We start from the raw sequence: 15945 nt of genomic DNA on the forward strand, positions 1-15945 counted from the left end.
GATTCGCCGATGACGTACGGCGTGGACGGCGTTCCGCGCACGGGGCGGCAGAACATCCGGCGGATTATAGTCCGGAGAGTGCCGGCGGTGCAATGGCAGGGGCGGGCGTGAGCACCGCTTCGCTGCCATCGGCCAGATGGGCGCGGAAACCGCCGCCGGCATAGCCCCCGTCGCGGGGCGGCAGCGGCCAGCTGCGCCCGCTGCCGGCCAGCACGTAGCCGGCCAGTCCCGGCAGCACGGGGGCGCTGTGCCCCTGTGCGTCGATGAACGTCAGGTCGGCCAGGCGCGCGTGCAGCGTGCCGCCATTGTAGAGCCACAGCCGCGGCGTCTGCCCGGGCCCTGCCAGCAGGGCGGCCTGCAGAGGCAGCGGGCGGGCCGATGCCGCCGGCTGCAGGAAGACCGGAAGGGAATGGCGTTCGGCGCGGCCGGGGGCGGTTGCTGGCTGGGGCGCGATCAGCAGCCGGTACGCACGTTCGTCCCGTTCAGGTGCCGGCCCCAGCCGCACGATCCGCAGCCGTTGCCGCTGGCCGGGCAGGATGTGCAGCCGCGCGGGGCTGACCGCAAGATCATCCGCCGGGTCCAGGGTGTCCCCCTGGCCGGGCTGGTTCCAGCGGTAGACGGTGGCGTGGCCGGTCCATTCAGTGGCCTCGTCGTTGGTCAGCCACAGCGCGTCGTGGCTGGTTCCGGCTGGGATCTCAACGCCGCTGCGCGACAGTTCCAAGGCCTGGGCAGGGGCGGCCAGCAGCCCGCACAGCAGCGCCCGCAGCACGACCTTCCCCATCAGTAGGTAATCGTCACGAGGCCAGGCGCCGCATCGCCTTCCTGTGCGGGCGGGCTGAGGGCCCGGATCTGCTCGGCACGCCCGCCGGCCGAGTCGCTGCGCTGCAGCGGTGCCTGCGCCGTGCCGGGTGCGCGGATCTGCAGGGTCACCCCGACACCGGCCTGCGCGGGAGCGGGGTCAGCCGCCGCAGCGTCGGGCAGGGGAATGTCGCTGGCTGCCGCGGCAAAAACGGACAGGGCGGCGCAGGCCAGGCAGATCAGGCGCAGGGAGGACATGGGCGGCACCAGGGCAATGCAGTCGATATCGGCGGCACTGCCCCGGTCTGAAGCCTGTCGCGCCGCCTCAGTAGGTGATGGTGACCGTGATGGTGTCCGAGTAGCTGCCTGGCGGCGTCGCGGTGCCTGGCGCGGGAGGCACCCGGCCATAGACGGTCAGGTTCTGCGCCGCGCCGGTGCCGGCGCCGCTGGCCGTGGAGGTATTCAGCACATTGCCCCAGCGCTGGGTGCGCGCCGGGTCGCGGTACAGCTCGTAGGGCAGCAGGGCGCCGCTGCTGCCGACCCGCATTCGCCGGTTGCCGGCGCCATCGGCGTGGGTGCCGTTGTCCAGCCCGATCTGGAACGGGCTGCGGTTGACGCAGGTCAGGCTGAAGACGGCCGTGCGGTCGATGTTGGCGGCGACCGTGCCGGTGTTCACGCCGAAATCCATCGGCGCGGTGACATAGGCGCCGCACGCCGGGTTGACCGTCGCCGTGGCGGTGAGGGTCATCGCCGCCGCCTGCAGGTTTGAATTGCCGGTCGCCGCCGGAGGCTGCAGCAGGCAGGTCGCGGGGTAGTTGGGCGTGCCCAGCAGCGGCTCGTTGTACGCGTACTGGAAGGTGGCGGCCAGGGCGCTGGTGAACGCACCTGCTGACAGCACCTGGTTGGCCGGGTAGCGCCCGTACAGCGTGAATGATGCGGTACCCGAGCCGCCCAGCAGGGGCACCGGATACTGCATCTGCCAGCTCACCCATGTCGGGCTGGTCGCTGCGCCGCTGCCGATCGCGATGGTTCGCGAGGGGTCGCTGTAGATCTGGTAGTTCAACCGGTCACCAAAGCTGTTGGCCAGGGTGCGCCAGGGGGCGATGCCGGTTCCACCGGTGCCGGCGGGCAGCCCCAGGCAGAACGTCACCCGCGCGTTGGCCAGCAATGCGACCGCGCCGGTGGTGCAGGTCACGCTGAAGGTCGTGCTGGTATCGACCAGCCCATTGGAGACGGCGCCGAACGCCAGCGTCGGGCTGGACAGCGTGCAGGTGGTGGCCGCACGCGCGGGCAGTGCCAGCATGGCCAGCCCGCACAACAGCAACAGCAGCAGCACCCGGTTCACGGCGCAGGCTCCGGCAGGCAGCGCAGCGGCGGCGAGCGGCGCGAGGTGCTGGCCGGCATCTGCACATGGCAGCGCCCGCGCTCGCTTTCGATCAGCAGCCGCGGCGGCTCGCCGCTGAACTCGACCCAGGCCTGGCCATCGTGGCCGACCACCGTCGGGGTCACGCCCGTACCGCTGATCCGCGCGCCCAGCGGCAGCGGCTGGCCTGCTTCGTCGAGCAGGGTCAGCAGTGCGCCGCGGCTGTGCACCAGCTTGAAATCCACCCGCATGCCAGCGCCCTGGCGCGGCGTGGCGAAGGTCTCGACACGCTCGGCGCGCATGTCGGCAGGAAGGTCGAGGGTATCGATGCCCAGCCGGTTGCGCTGCCAGGACAGCAGTGGCGTGACCAGCAGCAGCCCATTCCGGTTGGTCACGCCAACCGGGCGGTTTTCCAGCATCACCGGAATGCCGGGGCGCCCGGTGGACACCACCGCGAACGCATCGGGTACTTCGCGGGCGGCAAACACGCTGCCCGCCATCCACACCAGGCTGCCACTGGCGTTGCCGTAGGCGAAGGTCTGGCCTGCATCGCGGGAAAGCCCGGCCGAGTAGCGACCGTGGCTGCCCAGCGCGCCGATCTCCGCCAGGCCGCCGTCATCGCGGGCCTGCAGGCGCCAGCCCGGGCCGCTGCGGCTGCCATCGCCGGGTACCGGCCGCATCACTTCGGCACTGGCGCGATCGACGTCGCCATTGCGCTGCACCGCCAGGGTGGCCTGCCTGTCCTCGCCCAGGCGGGTGCCCAGCGACAGGTAGATGCTGCGGTTCTGCCGCTGGTCGATGTCCTGGGTGGCCGACAGGTAGGCATTCCAGCGGCCGAAGCTGCGCGACCAGAACAGGCTCAGGTAGCGGGTGCGGGTATAGGGCAGGCCGGGGCCGGGCGCCGGTTGCGGTGCATCCAGCACCGGCACGGCCTGGTCAAGCCGCAGGTAGCTCAGGCTCACCGTGCCCAGCCGCTGCAGGTCCACGCCGAAGCTGGCCTGTTCGCTGATGCGCGGCGGCAGGCTGTCCTGCAGGCTGCCCAGGTCGCGGTAGTCGCCGGATGTGCGGCGGCTGGCCAGGTTCACGTTGAACCGGCGGTTGTTCCAGTTGTAGCCCATCCCGTACTGCCGGCCCCGGCGCTGGTCATCCCGGCTCTCGCTCCAGTTCGCACTGAGCACGCCGGCCCGGCCCAGCAGCCATGCACCGCCCAGGCCTGCATTGAGGACACCGCCACCGCCTTCGGCATGTGCTTCGAGGGTGAACTGGTTGCTGATGCCGCGGCGCAGGGTGGCGCTGGCGACCGTGTCACTGTCGTAGCGGAACGAGTGGATGCCGAAATCACGCCGCAGCCGGCCGATGCCGGCGGACCAGTCGGACAGGCCGGCGGCCAGCAGCTGCTGCGTGCTGTAGAACGAAAAGTCCAGGGTCTGCATGCGGCCGAAGGCATCGGTGACCACCACCTGCGCGGTGCCGGTGCCGCTGATGCCCGGCTGCGTGGCCAGCTGGAACGGCCCCACGGGAACCTGGCCGCCGTACTGGCGCAGGCCATCGACATACAGCTCGACGTTGGATGGGACGACAGCTTCGCCCAGGAACGACGGGGTAGGGGTGAGCACCCGGTACGGCTGCAGCCCGTAATTGCGCCCGATCTGGATGCCGGCCATGCGCGCAGGACGCGACCATTCCAGGAATCCGCTGTAGAAATCGCCCACGGTCAGGCTGAGTGCCTGGTCGGGAAGATCCAGGCGCCAGCTTGTGTCCAGCCGCACCGACTGATGCTGCCAGCCTTCGCCGGGCAGCTGGTAGGTGCGCATCAGGCCGGTGCTGCGCAGGCTGCCGCGGCCGACGCCGAACAGGCGCAGGTCGGTATTGAGGCTCAGGTTGCCCAGCCCGTCACTGTGGCTGGCATACAGGTCGTAGTTCAACGCCATGCCGGGAGAGGACTGCGCGGCCGGGGTGCCCTGCGCGCTGCGCCCCAGCTGGGCGGTGGGCAGCTGCAGCAGCTGCAGTGGAACCTGCAGGTCCAGGATCTGCAGGCCGGCGTCGTAGTGCACGACCACGCCGGCGAGCTGGTCCAGGTAGACCGGGCTGTCGCCCTGCACGGGGAAGCCGAGCTGGCGCAGGGTCGCGGCGGGGGCCAGCAGCCGTCCGCCCAGCTCATCGAAACGCAGCAGCCCGCGCGGGGCCTGGTTCAAGGTGGTCTCCAGGTACAGCGCCTGGCTGGCGGTCAGTGGCGTCGGGGGCGGCAGCAACGCGTCGGCAGCGACGTCCATCGCCTCGGCGCCCACCTCGCGCGCCAGGGCCTGCCCTGAAAGCGACGCCATGCCGCTGCAGCAGGCCAGCACGCAGGCCTCAGCGAGCCGGCGGCGTGGCGGGCAATGGAATCGGCTCCGAGCCACCGTTGATCCTCGCGCTGAAGGTGCCGCCCTGCAGTTGCGCAGGGGGCTGCTGCAGCGGCCAGCGCATGGTCTGGCCGGGCAGTACGTATCCCACCAGCCCATCCATCACCGGTGTCCTGTGGCCGCGCACGACCAGGCCGAGGTCGGCAATCTGGGCCTGCCCCTGGCCGCTGTTGCTGACCTCCAGCTGCGCCTGCGCGGCGCCTGCTTCCACCAGCCGCGCGGACAGCCGCGGTTCGGGCGGCTTGCCGGCCGGCTGCACCACGACGGGAATCGAATAGCGCAGGACGAACTGCATGCCTTGCCGTGTGGGGTCATACGCCGGTATTTCATCGACGATCACGCGGTATGCCTGCTGCGTGGCGGGCGCCCCTTCTTCGGCCCGCACAAGCCGGATCAGCTGGCGCTGGCCGGCGGCCAGGGCCTGCATCGGCGGGCTGGGCAGCAGCGCCTGCGTGGGCGTCAACTGGTCACGGCCGTCGGCCTGCTGCCACTGGAAGACGCGCACCTGCACCTGCACCGTTTCGGTGCCGCTGTTGCTGATCCACAGGGCCTCGGCTTTCTGTGCCGGCCGCAGCTCGAACTGGGTCGGGGATACCTGCAGGCTGGCGGCCAGGCAAGGGCTCGCGGGCAGGGCCAAAGCAACCCACGCCAGCGTTCGCAGCCAGCGGTCGGTACGCAGCACCATCAGCGCCACCTCAATAGGTGATCGTGGCGGTGATGGTGTCCTGGTAGGCGCCCGGCGCGGCGTTGTTGACGCTCGGGTTGGCCACCTGGCCGTAGACCTGGTAGACCTGGTTGGCGCCCGTGCCGGTGCCTGCCTGGGTGTTGGTGCCGGTGGTGGAGCCCCAGACCACGCTGTGCCCAGCATCCTGGTACAGCTGGTAGCCGACGAAGTTGTTGGCGGTCACGCCGGTATCGGTATTGCGCATGCGCCGTGTGGTCACGTCGGCTGCGGTCCCCGCGTTGAGGCCGGCATTGAGCGCGATCGTGTAGGGGGTGGTCACGCTGCACTGGGCGGTCAGCGTGCCCTGGGCGTTGAGCGGCGTGGTCGAACTGGCGTCTGCGTTGCCGAAGTTGACGTTGGTCGCGGCGGCAGCGGTGATGGTGCAGGCCTTGTTGATGGTCAGCAGGACATTGAATGTCGTGGTGTCGGCCGCCGATGCGGGGCCGGCCAGGAGCAGGGCCGCGGCCCAGGTGATGGGGGAACGCAGTGCAGATCGCATGTACAGCCTCCCTGACCCGAGGGTCTGTTGGACAGGTCGGAGCGGCACGTTCTGCACCGCGTTGACGACGGTCCTGTTCAGCCTAGAGCGGGTAAGTGTCTGTATTCAGTGATAATTGCGTCGGACAAAGCGTGGGGCGGGTCACGTTTCCGGGCTCCTTGCCGGATCCGTGCATCGTCGATGCGCCCAGTTGGGTGGCGTTCGTTCAGATTGTGGCCGGATCGGCGATAATGGGTGCCATGAGCGTGAATCTGAAAACCCCGCAGGAAATCGAGGCGATGCGCATCGCCGGCCGCCTGGCCAGCGAAGTGCTCGACATCGTCACCCCCCACGTCAAGCCTGGTGTCACCACCGAGGAGCTGGACCGCATCTGCCACGACCACATCGTGAACGTGCAGGGCGCCACGCCGGCCAACGTCGGCTACCGCGGCTTCCCCAAGAGCGTGTGCACCTCGGTCAACAATGTCATCTGCCACGGCATCCCCAGCGAAGGGAAGGTGCTCAAGGATGGCGACATCATCAACATCGACGTCACCGTCATCAAGGACGGCTGGCACGGCGACACCAGCCGCATGTACTTCGTCGGCACGCCGTCGGTGATGGCCCGCCGCCTGGTGGAAGCCACCTACGAAGCCATGTGGCGCGGCATCCGCGCGGTGCGTCCGGGCGCCACCCTGGGCGACATCGGCCATGCCATCCAGAGCTATGCCGAAGGCGAGCGTTTCAGCGTGGTGCGCGAGTACTGCGGCCACGGCATCGGCAAGGTCTACCACGATGAGCCGCAGGTGGTGCATTACGGCCGCCCGGGCCAGGGCCTGGTGCTGCAGCCGGGCATGACCTTCACCATCGAGCCGATGATCAACGAGGGCACCCGCTACAACAAGGTGCTGCCGGATGGCTGGACCGTGGTGACCAAGGACCGCAAGCTGTCGGCGCAGTGGGAGCACATGATCGCGGTCACCGAGACCGGCGTGGACGTGCTGACCCTGTCGCCGGGCGAATCGCAGGTCTCCTGACGATGCTGCCGGCGGGTTCACTGCTGGACGCGCCGGCCGATTCGCTCGACGATCCCGAATGGGCGTCTGCCGCACGGCAGGCGCTGCAGCAGGCCGATGCGCGCCTGTACCGCCGCTTCGACCAGGGCGACAACATCGAGCGCTTGATCGCGCTGCGCGCACGTGCGGCCGACCACCTGATCCGGCTGGCCTGGCAGCGCTGCGTGCCGGCCGGCAGCGGCCTGTCGGTGTTCGCGGTGGGTGGCTACGGGCGTGGCGAACTGTTCCCGCGCTCGGACATCGACCTGCTGGTGTTCGGCGATGCGCCGGCGCAGCTGGCGCATGAGGCCGGGCTTTCGCGCCTGTTCGCGCTGCTGTGGGACTGCGGCCTGGCGGTCAGCCATGCCGTGCGTTCGGCGGCGCAGTGCCGCGAGGCGGCCGCCGACCAGACCGTGCTGACCGCACTGATCGAAGCGCGCCCGATCGTGGCCTACGAGGCCGCGCGGCGCGCGCTGCGCGGGGCCATCGATGACCGCGAGCTGTGGCCGGCGCGCACGTTCTTCCTGGCCAAGCTGGAAGAGCTGCGCAACCGCCACCAGCGCTTCGGCGATACCGCCGACAACCTGGAGCCGGACCTGAAGGACGGCCCCGGTGGCCTGCGCGATCTCAACACCCTGGGCTGGATGGCGCTGCGCGCCTTCGGCGTGCGTGACCTGGAAGCACTGGTCGGGCTGGGCCACCTGGGCGCCGATGAAGCGGCCGCGCTGAAGCGCGAGCGCGCGGTGCTGGCACGCCTGCGTTTCGGCCTGCACCTGGTGGCGCGGCGCCCGGAAGAACGCCTGCGCTTTGATTACCAGAAGACCCTGGCCGCGCGCCTGGGCTTCGAAGACGACGCCGAGAACCTGGGCGTCGAGAAGATGATGCAGGGGTTCTACCGCGCCGCCCTGGTGGTGCGCCGGATCAGCGACCGCCTGCTGCAGCGTTTCGAGGAACAGTTCGACGGCGAGGCGCAGCCTGAACCCCTCACCGTGGGCTTTTCGCTGCGCCGTGGCTACCTGGCCGCCAACGATGCGGAGTGGCCGTGCGGTGATGTCGGCCAGGTTTTCGCCCTGTTCGCTGGCTGGGCCAACAACCCTCAGGTGCGCGGCCTGCATTCGCTCACCGCACGCGCGCTGGCCGAGGCGCTGCCGCTGCTGCCGGCCTACGACCGCGCCGACGCCAATGCACGCGAGCAGTTCATGGCCCTGCTGCGTGGCCAGCGCCCGGTCGACACGCTTTCGCGCATGGCGCGGCTGGGCGTGCTCGGGCAGTGGATTCCCGCCTTCGCCCAGGTCAGCGGGCGCATGCAGTTCGACCTGTTCCATGTCTACACGGTCGACCAGCACACGCTGATGGTCCTGCGCAACATCGGGCTGTTCGCCAGCAGCCGTGCCGATGAACGTTTCTCGATCGCCCACGAAGTCTGGCCGCGCCTGCGCAAGCCCGAGCTGTTGCTGCTGGCGGGCCTGTTCCACGACATCGCCAAGGGCCGCGGCGGCGACCATTCCGAGCTGGGCGCGGTGGACGCACGCGCGTTCTGCCACGCCCATGCACTGAGCGGCACCGATACCGAGCTGGTGGCCTGGCTGGTGGAGCAGCACCTGCGCATGTCGGTGACCGCGCAGAAGCAGGACATCGCCGATCCGGTGGTGATCCATCGCTTCGCCACCCTGGTCGGCAGCCGTGATCGCCTCGACTACCTGTACCTGCTGACCTGCGCCGACATCGCCGGCACCAGCCCCAAGCTGTGGAACGCGTGGAAGGACCGGCTGCTGGCCGACCTGTACTTCGCCACCCGGCGCGCGCTGCGCGAGGGCCTGGAACACCCGGTGCCGCCCGCCGAGCGCGTGGCCGAGGCGCGCGACAGCGTGCGCGCGCTGGTGCGCGAGCAGGGATACGACGATGCCACCATCGACCGCCAGTTCGCGGTGATGCCCGACGAAGGGTTCATGCGCCTGCGCCCGGAGCAGCTGGCCTGGCAGGCCTCGGCGCTGGTGCCGATCAAGCAGGGCCACACCCTGGTGAAGGTGCGCCGGATCAGCGTGGACGACCCGGCACTGGAAGTGTTCGTGCACTCGCCGGACCGTGATGGCCTGTTCGCGGCGATCGTGATGACCCTGGACCGCAAGGGCTACGGCATCCATCGCGCACGCGTGCTGGACGGTCCGTCCGACACCATTTTCGATACCTTCGAAGTGAGCCCGGCCGATACCTTCGCCGATGGCAGCAGTGCCAACCTGGAAGCTGCCTTGCGCGAAGCGCTGAGTGGCGACCTGACCCGCCTGCGCCCGTCGCGGCGGGTGGTGCCACGGCAGCTGCGCCACTTTCGTTTCGCCCCGCGCATCGAGTTCCGCGATGAGCCCGGCGCAACCCGTTTTGCCCTGGTCGCGCCCGACCGCCCCGGCCTGCTGGCCGACGTGGCGTTCGTGCTGCGCAACCAGGGCCTGCGCGTGCATGACGCGCGCATTGCCACGTTCGGCGAACGCGCCGAAGACACCTTCGTGATCAGTGACGAACACGACCTCCCCCTGACCGAACCCGCCCGGCAGCAGCTGCATGACGCGATGCTGGCCTGCCTGGACCCTGATCGAAACGCCGGAGACCCCACCTGATGGCCACCAAGCCTGTGAAGAAGACTGCTGCGACCGCCAAGAGCGCAGCGGCGAAAAAGACTGCTGCACCGAAGAAGGCCGCCCCGGCCAAGGCGCCGGTGAAGAAGGCTGCCGCTGCGAAGAAGCCGGTCGCGAAGAAGGCCCCGGCCAAGAGCGCCGAAGCCGCCCGCGCCGAAACCATCGCCCGCAAGTCGCTGCGCAAGCCGCCGGTGCCGGGCGTGGAAGAACTGAAGTTCGGCATCGAGAGCGCCTTCGAGCGCCGCGCCACGCTGACCCTGCATGAGCTGGAAGGGTCCACCCGGCCGCTGGTCAACCGCGTGATCGATGGCCTGGAAACCGGTGAATTCCGTGTCGCCGAGCCGGACGGCCACGGCGGCTGGAAGGTCAACGAGTGGCTGAAGAAAGCGGTGCTGCTGTATTTCCGCGTCAACGACATGGCCGTGGTCGACGCGCGCCCGGCGCCGTTCTGGGACAAGGTCGAATCGCGCTTTGCCGGCTATGACGAAGCGAAGTTCCGCCGCGGTGGCGTGCGCGTGGTGCCGGGTGCGATCGCCCGCCGCGGCACGTACTTCGGCAAGGACGTGGTGCTGATGCCGAGCTTCACCAACATCGGCGCTTACGTGGGCGAAGGCACCATGGTCGACACCTGGGCCACCGTCGGTTCCTGCGCGCAGATCGGCCAGCACTGCCACCTGTCCGGTGGCGCCGGCATCGGCGGCGTGCTCGAGCCGCTGCAGGCCAGCCCGACCATCATCGAAGACCACTGCTTCATCGGTGCGCGTTCGGAAGTGGTGGAAGGCGTGGTCGTCGGCCACCACAGCGTGATCGGCATGGGCGTGTTCCTCAGCCAGAGCACCCGCATCTACAACCGCGCCACCGGCGAGATCACCTACGGCTACATCCCGCCGTACAGCGTGGTGGTGTCCGGCTCGCTGCCAAGCAAGGACGGCACCCATTCGCTGTACTGCGCGGTGATCGTCAAGCAGGTCGATGCGAAGACCCGCAGCAAGACCAGCGTCAACGACCTGCTGCGCGGCCTGGCCGACTGAAGGTGACTGCGCTGGAAGACCTGGCGCAGTCCGCGATCTACCGGCATCCGTCCGACACTGCGTTCGGGCGGATGCTGCCGCGCCTGTTGCATGCCCCGCAGTGGACCCGGCTGCGCCGCGCACTGTCGCGGCGCTGGCCCATGCCCGCGCTGGCCAGCGATGTGCGCGACGTGGTCTACGCCAGCTGGTGGGTGGACGTGCGGCACGCGCCGCTGCCGCCCCCGGGCCACCATTACGTCGTGCATGAAGGGCGTACCCCGTACACCATCCTCAGCTATCGCCACGGCCACTTCGGCCCGCGTGCGGCCGGCCCGCTGCGTGCGTTGATGCCTTCGCCCTGGCAGAGCAACTGGCGCTGGTACCTGCGCCGCGACGACGACCCGCAGGGCACGCCGGTGGTGCTGTTCGACCGCAACGTGATGGACCAGCTGGCCTTCGTGGCCGGCGCCCGCGCGTTCAGCGATGCCATGCAGCCGCATCTGTCCACGCGCTTTGAGCATGGGGTGCGCGCCGATGGCGGCGGGCACACCCTGATCGAAGGCGGGCAGGGCAGTGCCCCGGCCCTGCACCTGCAGTGGTGCGCGGCCGACGGCTGGAATCATCCGGCGTGGGCCGCGGCCTTTGGTGGCCACGCGGCCCTGCTGCGCTTCCTGGCCTGCCAGGACGAAGCCATCGCCCGCACCTGCGACCAGCGCTGGGCCAGTACCCGCATCGATCTGCCGGTGGATATCGCCCGGCTGCAACCACTGCAGCTGCAGGGCGGGCAGCACTGCCCGCGGCTGCAGGCGATGGGCGTGGACCTGGCCGAAGGCTTGGCATTCCGCCTGCCAACGGTGCCGTTCCGGGTCGTGTCCGAGCGCCTCTTGTGAGATTCTGGCCACCTGTTTTCCTGCATCACAGATGGCCATGAGCACCACTGTCTACGGTTTGAAGAACTGCGATACCTGCAAGAAGGCGACCAAGTGGCTGGACCGCTTCGGCGTGCCTTACACCTTCGTCGACTACCGCGACAACAAGCCCAGCCCGGAGACCCTGCTGGAGTGGGCCGCGCAGCTGGGCGGCCTGGGCGCGATGGTCAACAAGTCCTCCACCACGTGGCGGCAGCTGCCGGACAACCGCAAGGCTGCCGACTCGGATGCCGAGTGGAAGCTGCTGCTGCGCGAGTACCCGCAGCTGATCAAGCGCCCTGTGGTGGTGACCGCCGACGGTACGGTCAGCCAGGGCTTCAGTGACAACGGCTTCAAGGCCCGCTTCGGCGTGGGTGGCGCGTGAGCGCCGTCCTCGACCTGGCCTGCGAGCTGATCGCGCGGCCGTCGGTGACGCCGGATGATGCGGGCTGCCAGGCGCTGCTGTCCGCGCGCCTGCAGCAGGCAGGCTTCCAGTGCGAGCACCTGCGCCTGGGCGAGGTCGACAACCTGTGGGCGACCCACGGCAGCGGTGCGCCGGTGCTGGTGCTGCTGGGCCACACCGACGTGGTGCCGCCGGGCCCGCGCGAGGCGTGGCAGAGTGATCCGTTCACGCCGGAGATCCGCGACGGCGTGCTGTACGGCCGCGGCGCCGCGGACATGAAGGGCAGCGTGGCAGCCTTCGTCATCGCTGCCGAGCAGTTTGTTGCCGCCCACCCGGACCATGCCGGCACGCTGGCCGTGCTGCTCACCAGCGACGAGGAAGGCGATGCCATCGATGGCGTGCGCCATGTCGCGCGCCTGTTTGCCGAGCGCGGCCAGCGCATCGACTGGTGCATCACCGGCGAGCCCTCGTCGACGGCGACGCTGGGCGACCTGCTGCGCGTCGGTCGTCGTGGCAGCCTGTCGGCCAAGCTGCGCGTGCAGGGCGTGCAGGGCCACGTGGCCTACCCGGAGAAGGCGCGCAATCCCATCCACCAGGCGGCGCCCGCGCTGGCCGAACTGAGTGCGCGGCGCTGGGACGAGGGCTATGAAAGCTTCCCGCCGACCAGCCTGCAGATCTCCAACATCCACGCCGGCACCGGCGCCAACAACGTGATCCCCGGCGAACTGGAGGTGGATTTCAACATCCGCTACAACCCGCACTGGGATGCGCCGAAGCTGGAAGCGGAGATCACCGCGTTGCTGGACCGGCATGGCCTGCAGTACGCGCTGAAGTGGCACCGCAGCGGCGAGCCGTTCTACACCCCGGAAGGCCCGCTGCGTGCGGCCGCGCGTGCGGTGTTGGCCGAGCACATCGGCCGTGCGCCGGAAGAGAGCACCGGGGGCGGCACGTCCGATGCCCGCTTCATCGCACCGCTGGGTGCGCAGTGCATCGAAGTGGGGCCGGTCAACGCCAGCATCCACCAGGTGGACGAGAACGTGCGCGTGGACGAGCTGGAGGCCCTGCCGGGCCTGTACCAGCGGCTGGTGGAACGGCTGCTCGCATGAGGCATGACGCCGGGCATGGCCCGGCGCTACCCACCCCGACCGGTAGCGCCGGGCCATGCCCGGCGGCTTCTGGGATCATTCCGAGAAAATGAAGAACGGCGGCTTGATCGCTTTTTCCCAGTAGCCCGGTGCTGCCATGTAGAAGCGCTGCGCTTCGGCCTTGGCAAACCAGCGGGTCGCTGCTTCGGTGTCCTTCTCCACGCCAGGCGCACTGCGGCCCAACAGCAGGCCGGCGAAGTACTGGCCGAACACATTGCCCTGTTCTCCCGCACGCTGGTAGAGCTGCAGTGCACGTGCAGGATCGCGTGGCAGGCCCACGCCGCGTTCCAGCAGTGCGCCCAGATCCACCTGCGCTTCGGCATCGCCGCGTTCGGCACGGCGCTGGATGCCGACCACCAGTGCGTGCACGGTGCCGGCCTCTGCGGCCACGGCATCGGGCAGGCGTGAGGAACGGCTTGGATAGCGCTGGTAGATCATTCCGCGCAGATCCCAGCGCAGCGCCTGCTGTGCGTCGCCATGCTGGCGATAGGCAGCGGCGAGTTCATTGAACGCGTAGGGATTGCCGTGGTTTGCCGCGGCCAGGTAGGCGCGCTCGCCGCGTCGCCAGGATGCGCGCAGCACCGGTGTCGGGTTGATGTGGGGACTGTCGGCATAGCGCAGCGTACCGGAGCTCCAGATCCGGCCCAGCGCTTCTTCCGCCCTGGCGTTGTGGAAGGTCCAGGGCATGACGGCTGCGGCGCGCTGGTAGTAAACGATGGCGCGCGGATCGTTGAAACGCTCGAAGGTTTCTGCAGTATCCCAGGCACTCTCGAAGCTGCCGTCGCTTCCGCGATTTTCCAGCGCCTGCTGCTCGGACGGCGGCAGCGCGGAGGGCGGGGGCAGCGTCTGGCAGGCGGCCAGGCCCAGGCAGAGCAGGGAGGTCAGCGCTGCGGTGCGTCCATTGCGGTGTTGCATTGCAGTTACACAGTGCAGGGCGGGCCATTATGCGCTGCCAGCCGGTCCGGCTGGTTGCCAACGCAACTGTTGCACGGCCCCGGAAACCGCGTTACGGTCGGTGCCATGTCGATCCACCTGGCCACCGCCGTCAACAATACCAACCGCAATAATCTGCGCGGGAATAACCGTGCGCGCAATCGTGCGCGGCCGATGCGGGACTGCGCCCTGGGTAGATAGACAGCAACATACGCCCGGACACCAGAAAACCCGCATCGGCCGATGCGGGTTTTTTTGTGCCCGGGCGCAGCCCTCCCGGGCCTGGTTGGCCGGTCGAACACCTTCCCGCCGTGTAATCCCCCACAACAGGAGCGCCACCCATGTGTTCGATCTTCGGAATCTTCGGCCTGCAGGCCGGTGACGATCTTCCCGCCCTGCGCCGCCACGCGCTGGAACTGTCGCAGCGGCAGCGCCACCGCGGCCCGGACTGGAGCGGCGTGTACCTGGACGAAGGTGCGCTGCTGGTCCACGAGCGCCTGGCCATCGTCGACCCGGCCGGCGGCTCGCAGCCGCTGCTGTCGGCCGACGGCCAGCTGGCTCTGGCGGTCAACGGCGAGATCTACAACCATCAGGCCCTCAAGGCCACGCTGGCCACCGCGTACGACTTCCAGACCGGTTCGGACTGCGAGGTGATCAACGCGGTGTACCGCCAGGGCGGTGCGCCGGCGCAGTGGCTGGAACAGCTCAATGGCATCTTCGCCTTCGCCCTGTGGGACCGCGATGCCGGCCGCGTGCTGGTGGCGCGCGACCCGGTCGGCGTGGTGCCGCTGTACTGGGGCCACGATGCGCAGGGACGCCTGCGCGTGGCCTCGGAAATGAAGGCACTGGTCGATTCCTGCGCCGACGTCGCACAGTTCCCGCCGGGCCATTACTACGACAGCGCCAGCGGTGAACTGGTGCGCTACTACCAGCAGCCGTGGCGCGACTATGCCGACGTGGAAGGCCGCCAGGCCGACCTGGCCGAACTGCGCCAGGCGTTTGAACAGGCCGTCGAGCGCCAGTTGATGAGCGACGTGCCCTACGGCGTGCTGCTGTCCGGTGGCCTCGATTCCTCGCTGGTGGCCGCCGTGGCCGCCCGCTACGCACGCCGCCGCATCGAGGATGGCGGGCAGAGCGAGGCCTGGTGGCCGCGCCTGCATTCCTTCGCGATCGGCCTGAAGGGTTCGCCCGACCTGGCCGCTGCCGCCATCGCCGCCGAAGCACTGGGCACCGTCCACCACGGCTTCGAGTACAGCTTCGAGGAAGGCCTGGACGTGCTGCCCGAAGTGATCCGCCACATCGAAACCTACGACGTCACCACCATTCGTGCATCGACACCGATGTTCCTGCTGGCCCGCCGCATCAAGGCGATGGGGGTGAAGATGGTGCTGTCCGGTGAGGGCAGCGACGAGATCTTCGGTGGCTACCTGTACTTCCACAAGGCACCGGATGCGCGCGAATTCCACCAGGAACTGGTGCGCAAGCTCGATGCCCTGCACAACTACGATTGCCTGCGTGCCAACAAATCGATGATGGCCTGGGGCGTGGAGCCGCGCGTGCCGTTCCTCGACCGCGAGTTCCTCGATGTGGCGATGCGCTTCGACGCCGCGCACAAGATGGTCGGCGCCGGTTTCGGTGGCCGCCGCATCGAAAAGGCGGTGCTGCGCGAAGCCTTCGATGGCTACCTGCCTGACAGCATCCTGTGGCGGCAGAAGGAGCAGTTCAGCGATGGCGTCGGCTACGGCTGGATCGATGGCCTGAAGGCGCACGCCGAGGCGCAGGTGAGCGACCGCGTGCTGGCGGCGGCTGACAAGCGCTTCCCGCACAACCCGCCGCAGACCAAGGAGGCGTACTACTACCGCCACCTGTTCGAGCAGTTCTTCCCGAGCCGTGCCGCCGCGGAAACCGTGCCGGGCGGCAAGTCGATCGCCTGTTCATCGCCGGCCGCCATCGCCTGGGATGCCAGCTTCGCCGCCGCCGCCGACCCCTCCGGCCGCGCCATCGCCGGCGTCCACGAGCAGGCCCTGGCCTGATGTCTGCGCCGGGCACGGCCCGGCGCTACCGCCGAATGATTCCGCCGGACACGGCCTGGCGCT

General features: G+C 69.3%; 14 protein-coding genes. 7 read left to right on the plus strand and 7 right to left on the minus strand.

The genetic code is table 11. The annotated features are described in order from the left end of the window. Positions 1–64: 64 nt before the first annotated feature. The 6 genes from C1926_RS17280 to C1926_RS17305 all read right to left on the minus strand — a co-directional run bounded on the left by C1926_RS17280 (position 65) and on the right by C1926_RS17305 (position 5786). The gene (locus C1926_RS17280) at positions 65–781 is read right to left on the minus strand and encodes a fimbria/pilus periplasmic chaperone (RefSeq protein ID WP_254057305.1); all 717 of its coding nucleotides are present in this window, start codon (positions 779–781) and stop codon (positions 65–67) included. Beyond that, a complete protein-coding gene (locus tag C1926_RS17285) occupies positions 781–1056 on the minus strand; it encodes a hypothetical protein (protein WP_108760043.1) in 276 nt (91 codons plus the stop codon). Before C1926_RS17285 ends, C1926_RS17280 begins: the two co-directional genes overlap by 1 nt. A gap of 67 nt (positions 1057–1123) precedes the next feature. Beyond that, positions 1124–2143: a spore coat U domain-containing protein gene (locus tag C1926_RS17290; protein WP_254057306.1), complete on the minus strand. Its 1020-nt coding sequence runs from the start codon at positions 2141–2143 to the stop codon at positions 1124–1126. Then, complete coding sequence (locus C1926_RS17295) at positions 2140–4485, minus strand: fimbria/pilus outer membrane usher protein (RefSeq protein WP_108760750.1); 2346 nt, start codon at positions 4483–4485, stop codon at positions 2140–2142. Before C1926_RS17295 ends, C1926_RS17290 begins: the two co-directional genes overlap by 4 nt. Positions 4486–4513: 28 nt before the next feature. Next, positions 4514–5248 (minus strand): molecular chaperone, encoded by a 735-nt coding sequence (locus tag C1926_RS17300; RefSeq protein ID WP_108760751.1) that lies wholly within the window; start codon positions 5246–5248, stop codon positions 4514–4516. Positions 5249–5258: 10 nt separating this feature from the next. Further along, a complete protein-coding gene (locus C1926_RS17305) occupies positions 5259–5786 on the minus strand; it encodes a spore coat U domain-containing protein (RefSeq protein WP_108746297.1) in 528 nt (175 codons plus the stop codon). Between the two features lie 239 nt (positions 5787–6025). Here C1926_RS17305 and map point away from each other — a divergent pair, with 239 nt between their 5' ends. Genes map through dapE form a run of 6 tightly spaced genes read left to right on the plus strand, consistent with a single transcriptional unit; the run spans position 6026 to position 12877 of the window. After that, complete coding sequence (map, locus tag C1926_RS17310) at positions 6026–6802, plus strand: type I methionyl aminopeptidase (protein WP_108747792.1); 777 nt, start codon at positions 6026–6028, stop codon at positions 6800–6802. Positions 6803–6804: 2 nt separating this feature from the next. Further along, positions 6805–9432 carry a [protein-PII] uridylyltransferase gene (locus tag C1926_RS17315; RefSeq protein ID WP_108760044.1) on the plus strand — a complete coding sequence of 876 codons (2628 nt, stop codon included), beginning with the start codon at positions 6805–6807 and terminating at the stop codon, positions 9430–9432. After that, positions 9432–10481: a 2,3,4,5-tetrahydropyridine-2,6-dicarboxylate N-succinyltransferase gene (gene dapD / locus C1926_RS17320; protein WP_108760045.1), complete on the plus strand. Its 1050-nt coding sequence runs from the start codon at positions 9432–9434 to the stop codon at positions 10479–10481. The genes C1926_RS17315 and dapD overlap by 1 nt, the downstream gene beginning before the upstream one ends. 2 nt (positions 10482–10483) lie before the next feature. Continuing rightward, positions 10484–11350: a hypothetical protein gene (locus tag C1926_RS17325; protein WP_108760046.1), complete on the plus strand. Its 867-nt coding sequence runs from the start codon at positions 10484–10486 to the stop codon at positions 11348–11350. 31 nt (positions 11351–11381) lie between these two features. Beyond that, on the plus strand, positions 11382–11753 hold the full coding sequence (locus C1926_RS17330) for an arsenate reductase (RefSeq protein ID WP_174214102.1): 372 nt from the start codon (positions 11382–11384) through the stop codon (positions 11751–11753). Then, positions 11750–12877 (plus strand): succinyl-diaminopimelate desuccinylase, encoded by a 1128-nt coding sequence (dapE, locus tag C1926_RS17335; protein ID WP_108760047.1) that lies wholly within the window; start codon positions 11750–11752, stop codon positions 12875–12877. Before C1926_RS17330 ends, dapE begins: the two co-directional genes overlap by 4 nt. A 75-nt stretch (positions 12878–12952) precedes the next feature. Here dapE and C1926_RS17340 read toward each other — a convergent pair whose 3' ends face one another. Beyond that, positions 12953–13831, minus strand: a complete 879-nt coding sequence (locus C1926_RS17340; RefSeq protein WP_108760048.1) for a tetratricopeptide repeat protein — start codon at positions 13829–13831, stop codon at positions 12953–12955. Between the two features lie 359 nt (positions 13832–14190). On the opposite strand from C1926_RS17340, the gene asnB reads away from it, so the two are divergent. Beyond that, positions 14191–15882 (plus strand): asparagine synthase B, encoded by a 1692-nt coding sequence (gene asnB, locus C1926_RS17345; RefSeq protein ID WP_108760049.1) that lies wholly within the window; start codon positions 14191–14193, stop codon positions 15880–15882. Positions 15883–15945: the final 63 nt, after the last annotated feature.

Source organism: Stenotrophomonas sp. ZAC14A_NAIMI4_1 (assembly GCF_003086915.1).
Lineage (GTDB): Bacteria > Pseudomonadota > Gammaproteobacteria > Xanthomonadales > Xanthomonadaceae > Stenotrophomonas.

What these genes read in the sequence shown, in the direction of transcription:
- map (WP_108747792.1), top strand. Translation starts at nt 6,026, where the DNA reads ATGAGCGTGAATCTGAAAACCCCGCAGGAAATCGAGGCGATGCGCATC.
- C1926_RS17315 (WP_108760044.1), top strand. Translation starts at nt 6,805, where the DNA reads ATGCTGCCGGCGGGTTCACTGCTGGACGCGCCGGCCGATTCGCTCGAC.
- C1926_RS17300 (WP_108760751.1), bottom strand. Translation starts at nt 5,248, where the DNA reads ATGGTGCTGCGTACCGACCGCTGGCTGCGAACGCTGGCGTGGGTTGCT.
- dapD (WP_108760045.1), top strand. Translation starts at nt 9,432, where the DNA reads ATGGCCACCAAGCCTGTGAAGAAGACTGCTGCGACCGCCAAGAGCGCA.
- C1926_RS17340 (WP_108760048.1), bottom strand. Translation starts at nt 13,831, where the DNA reads ATGCAACACCGCAATGGACGCACCGCAGCGCTGACCTCCCTGCTCTGC.
- C1926_RS17285 (WP_108760043.1), bottom strand. Translation starts at nt 1,056, where the DNA reads ATGTCCTCCCTGCGCCTGATCTGCCTGGCCTGCGCCGCCCTGTCCGTT.
- C1926_RS17305 (WP_108746297.1), bottom strand. Translation starts at nt 5,786, where the DNA reads ATGCGATCTGCACTGCGTTCCCCCATCACCTGGGCCGCGGCCCTGCTC.
- C1926_RS17295 (WP_108760750.1), bottom strand. Translation starts at nt 4,485, where the DNA reads ATGGCGTCGCTTTCAGGGCAGGCCCTGGCGCGCGAGGTGGGCGCCGAG.
- C1926_RS17330 (WP_174214102.1), top strand. Translation starts at nt 11,382, where the DNA reads ATGGCCATGAGCACCACTGTCTACGGTTTGAAGAACTGCGATACCTGC.
- asnB (WP_108760049.1), top strand. Translation starts at nt 14,191, where the DNA reads ATGTGTTCGATCTTCGGAATCTTCGGCCTGCAGGCCGGTGACGATCTT.
- C1926_RS17280 (WP_254057305.1), bottom strand. Translation starts at nt 781, where the DNA reads ATGGGGAAGGTCGTGCTGCGGGCGCTGCTGTGCGGGCTGCTGGCCGCC.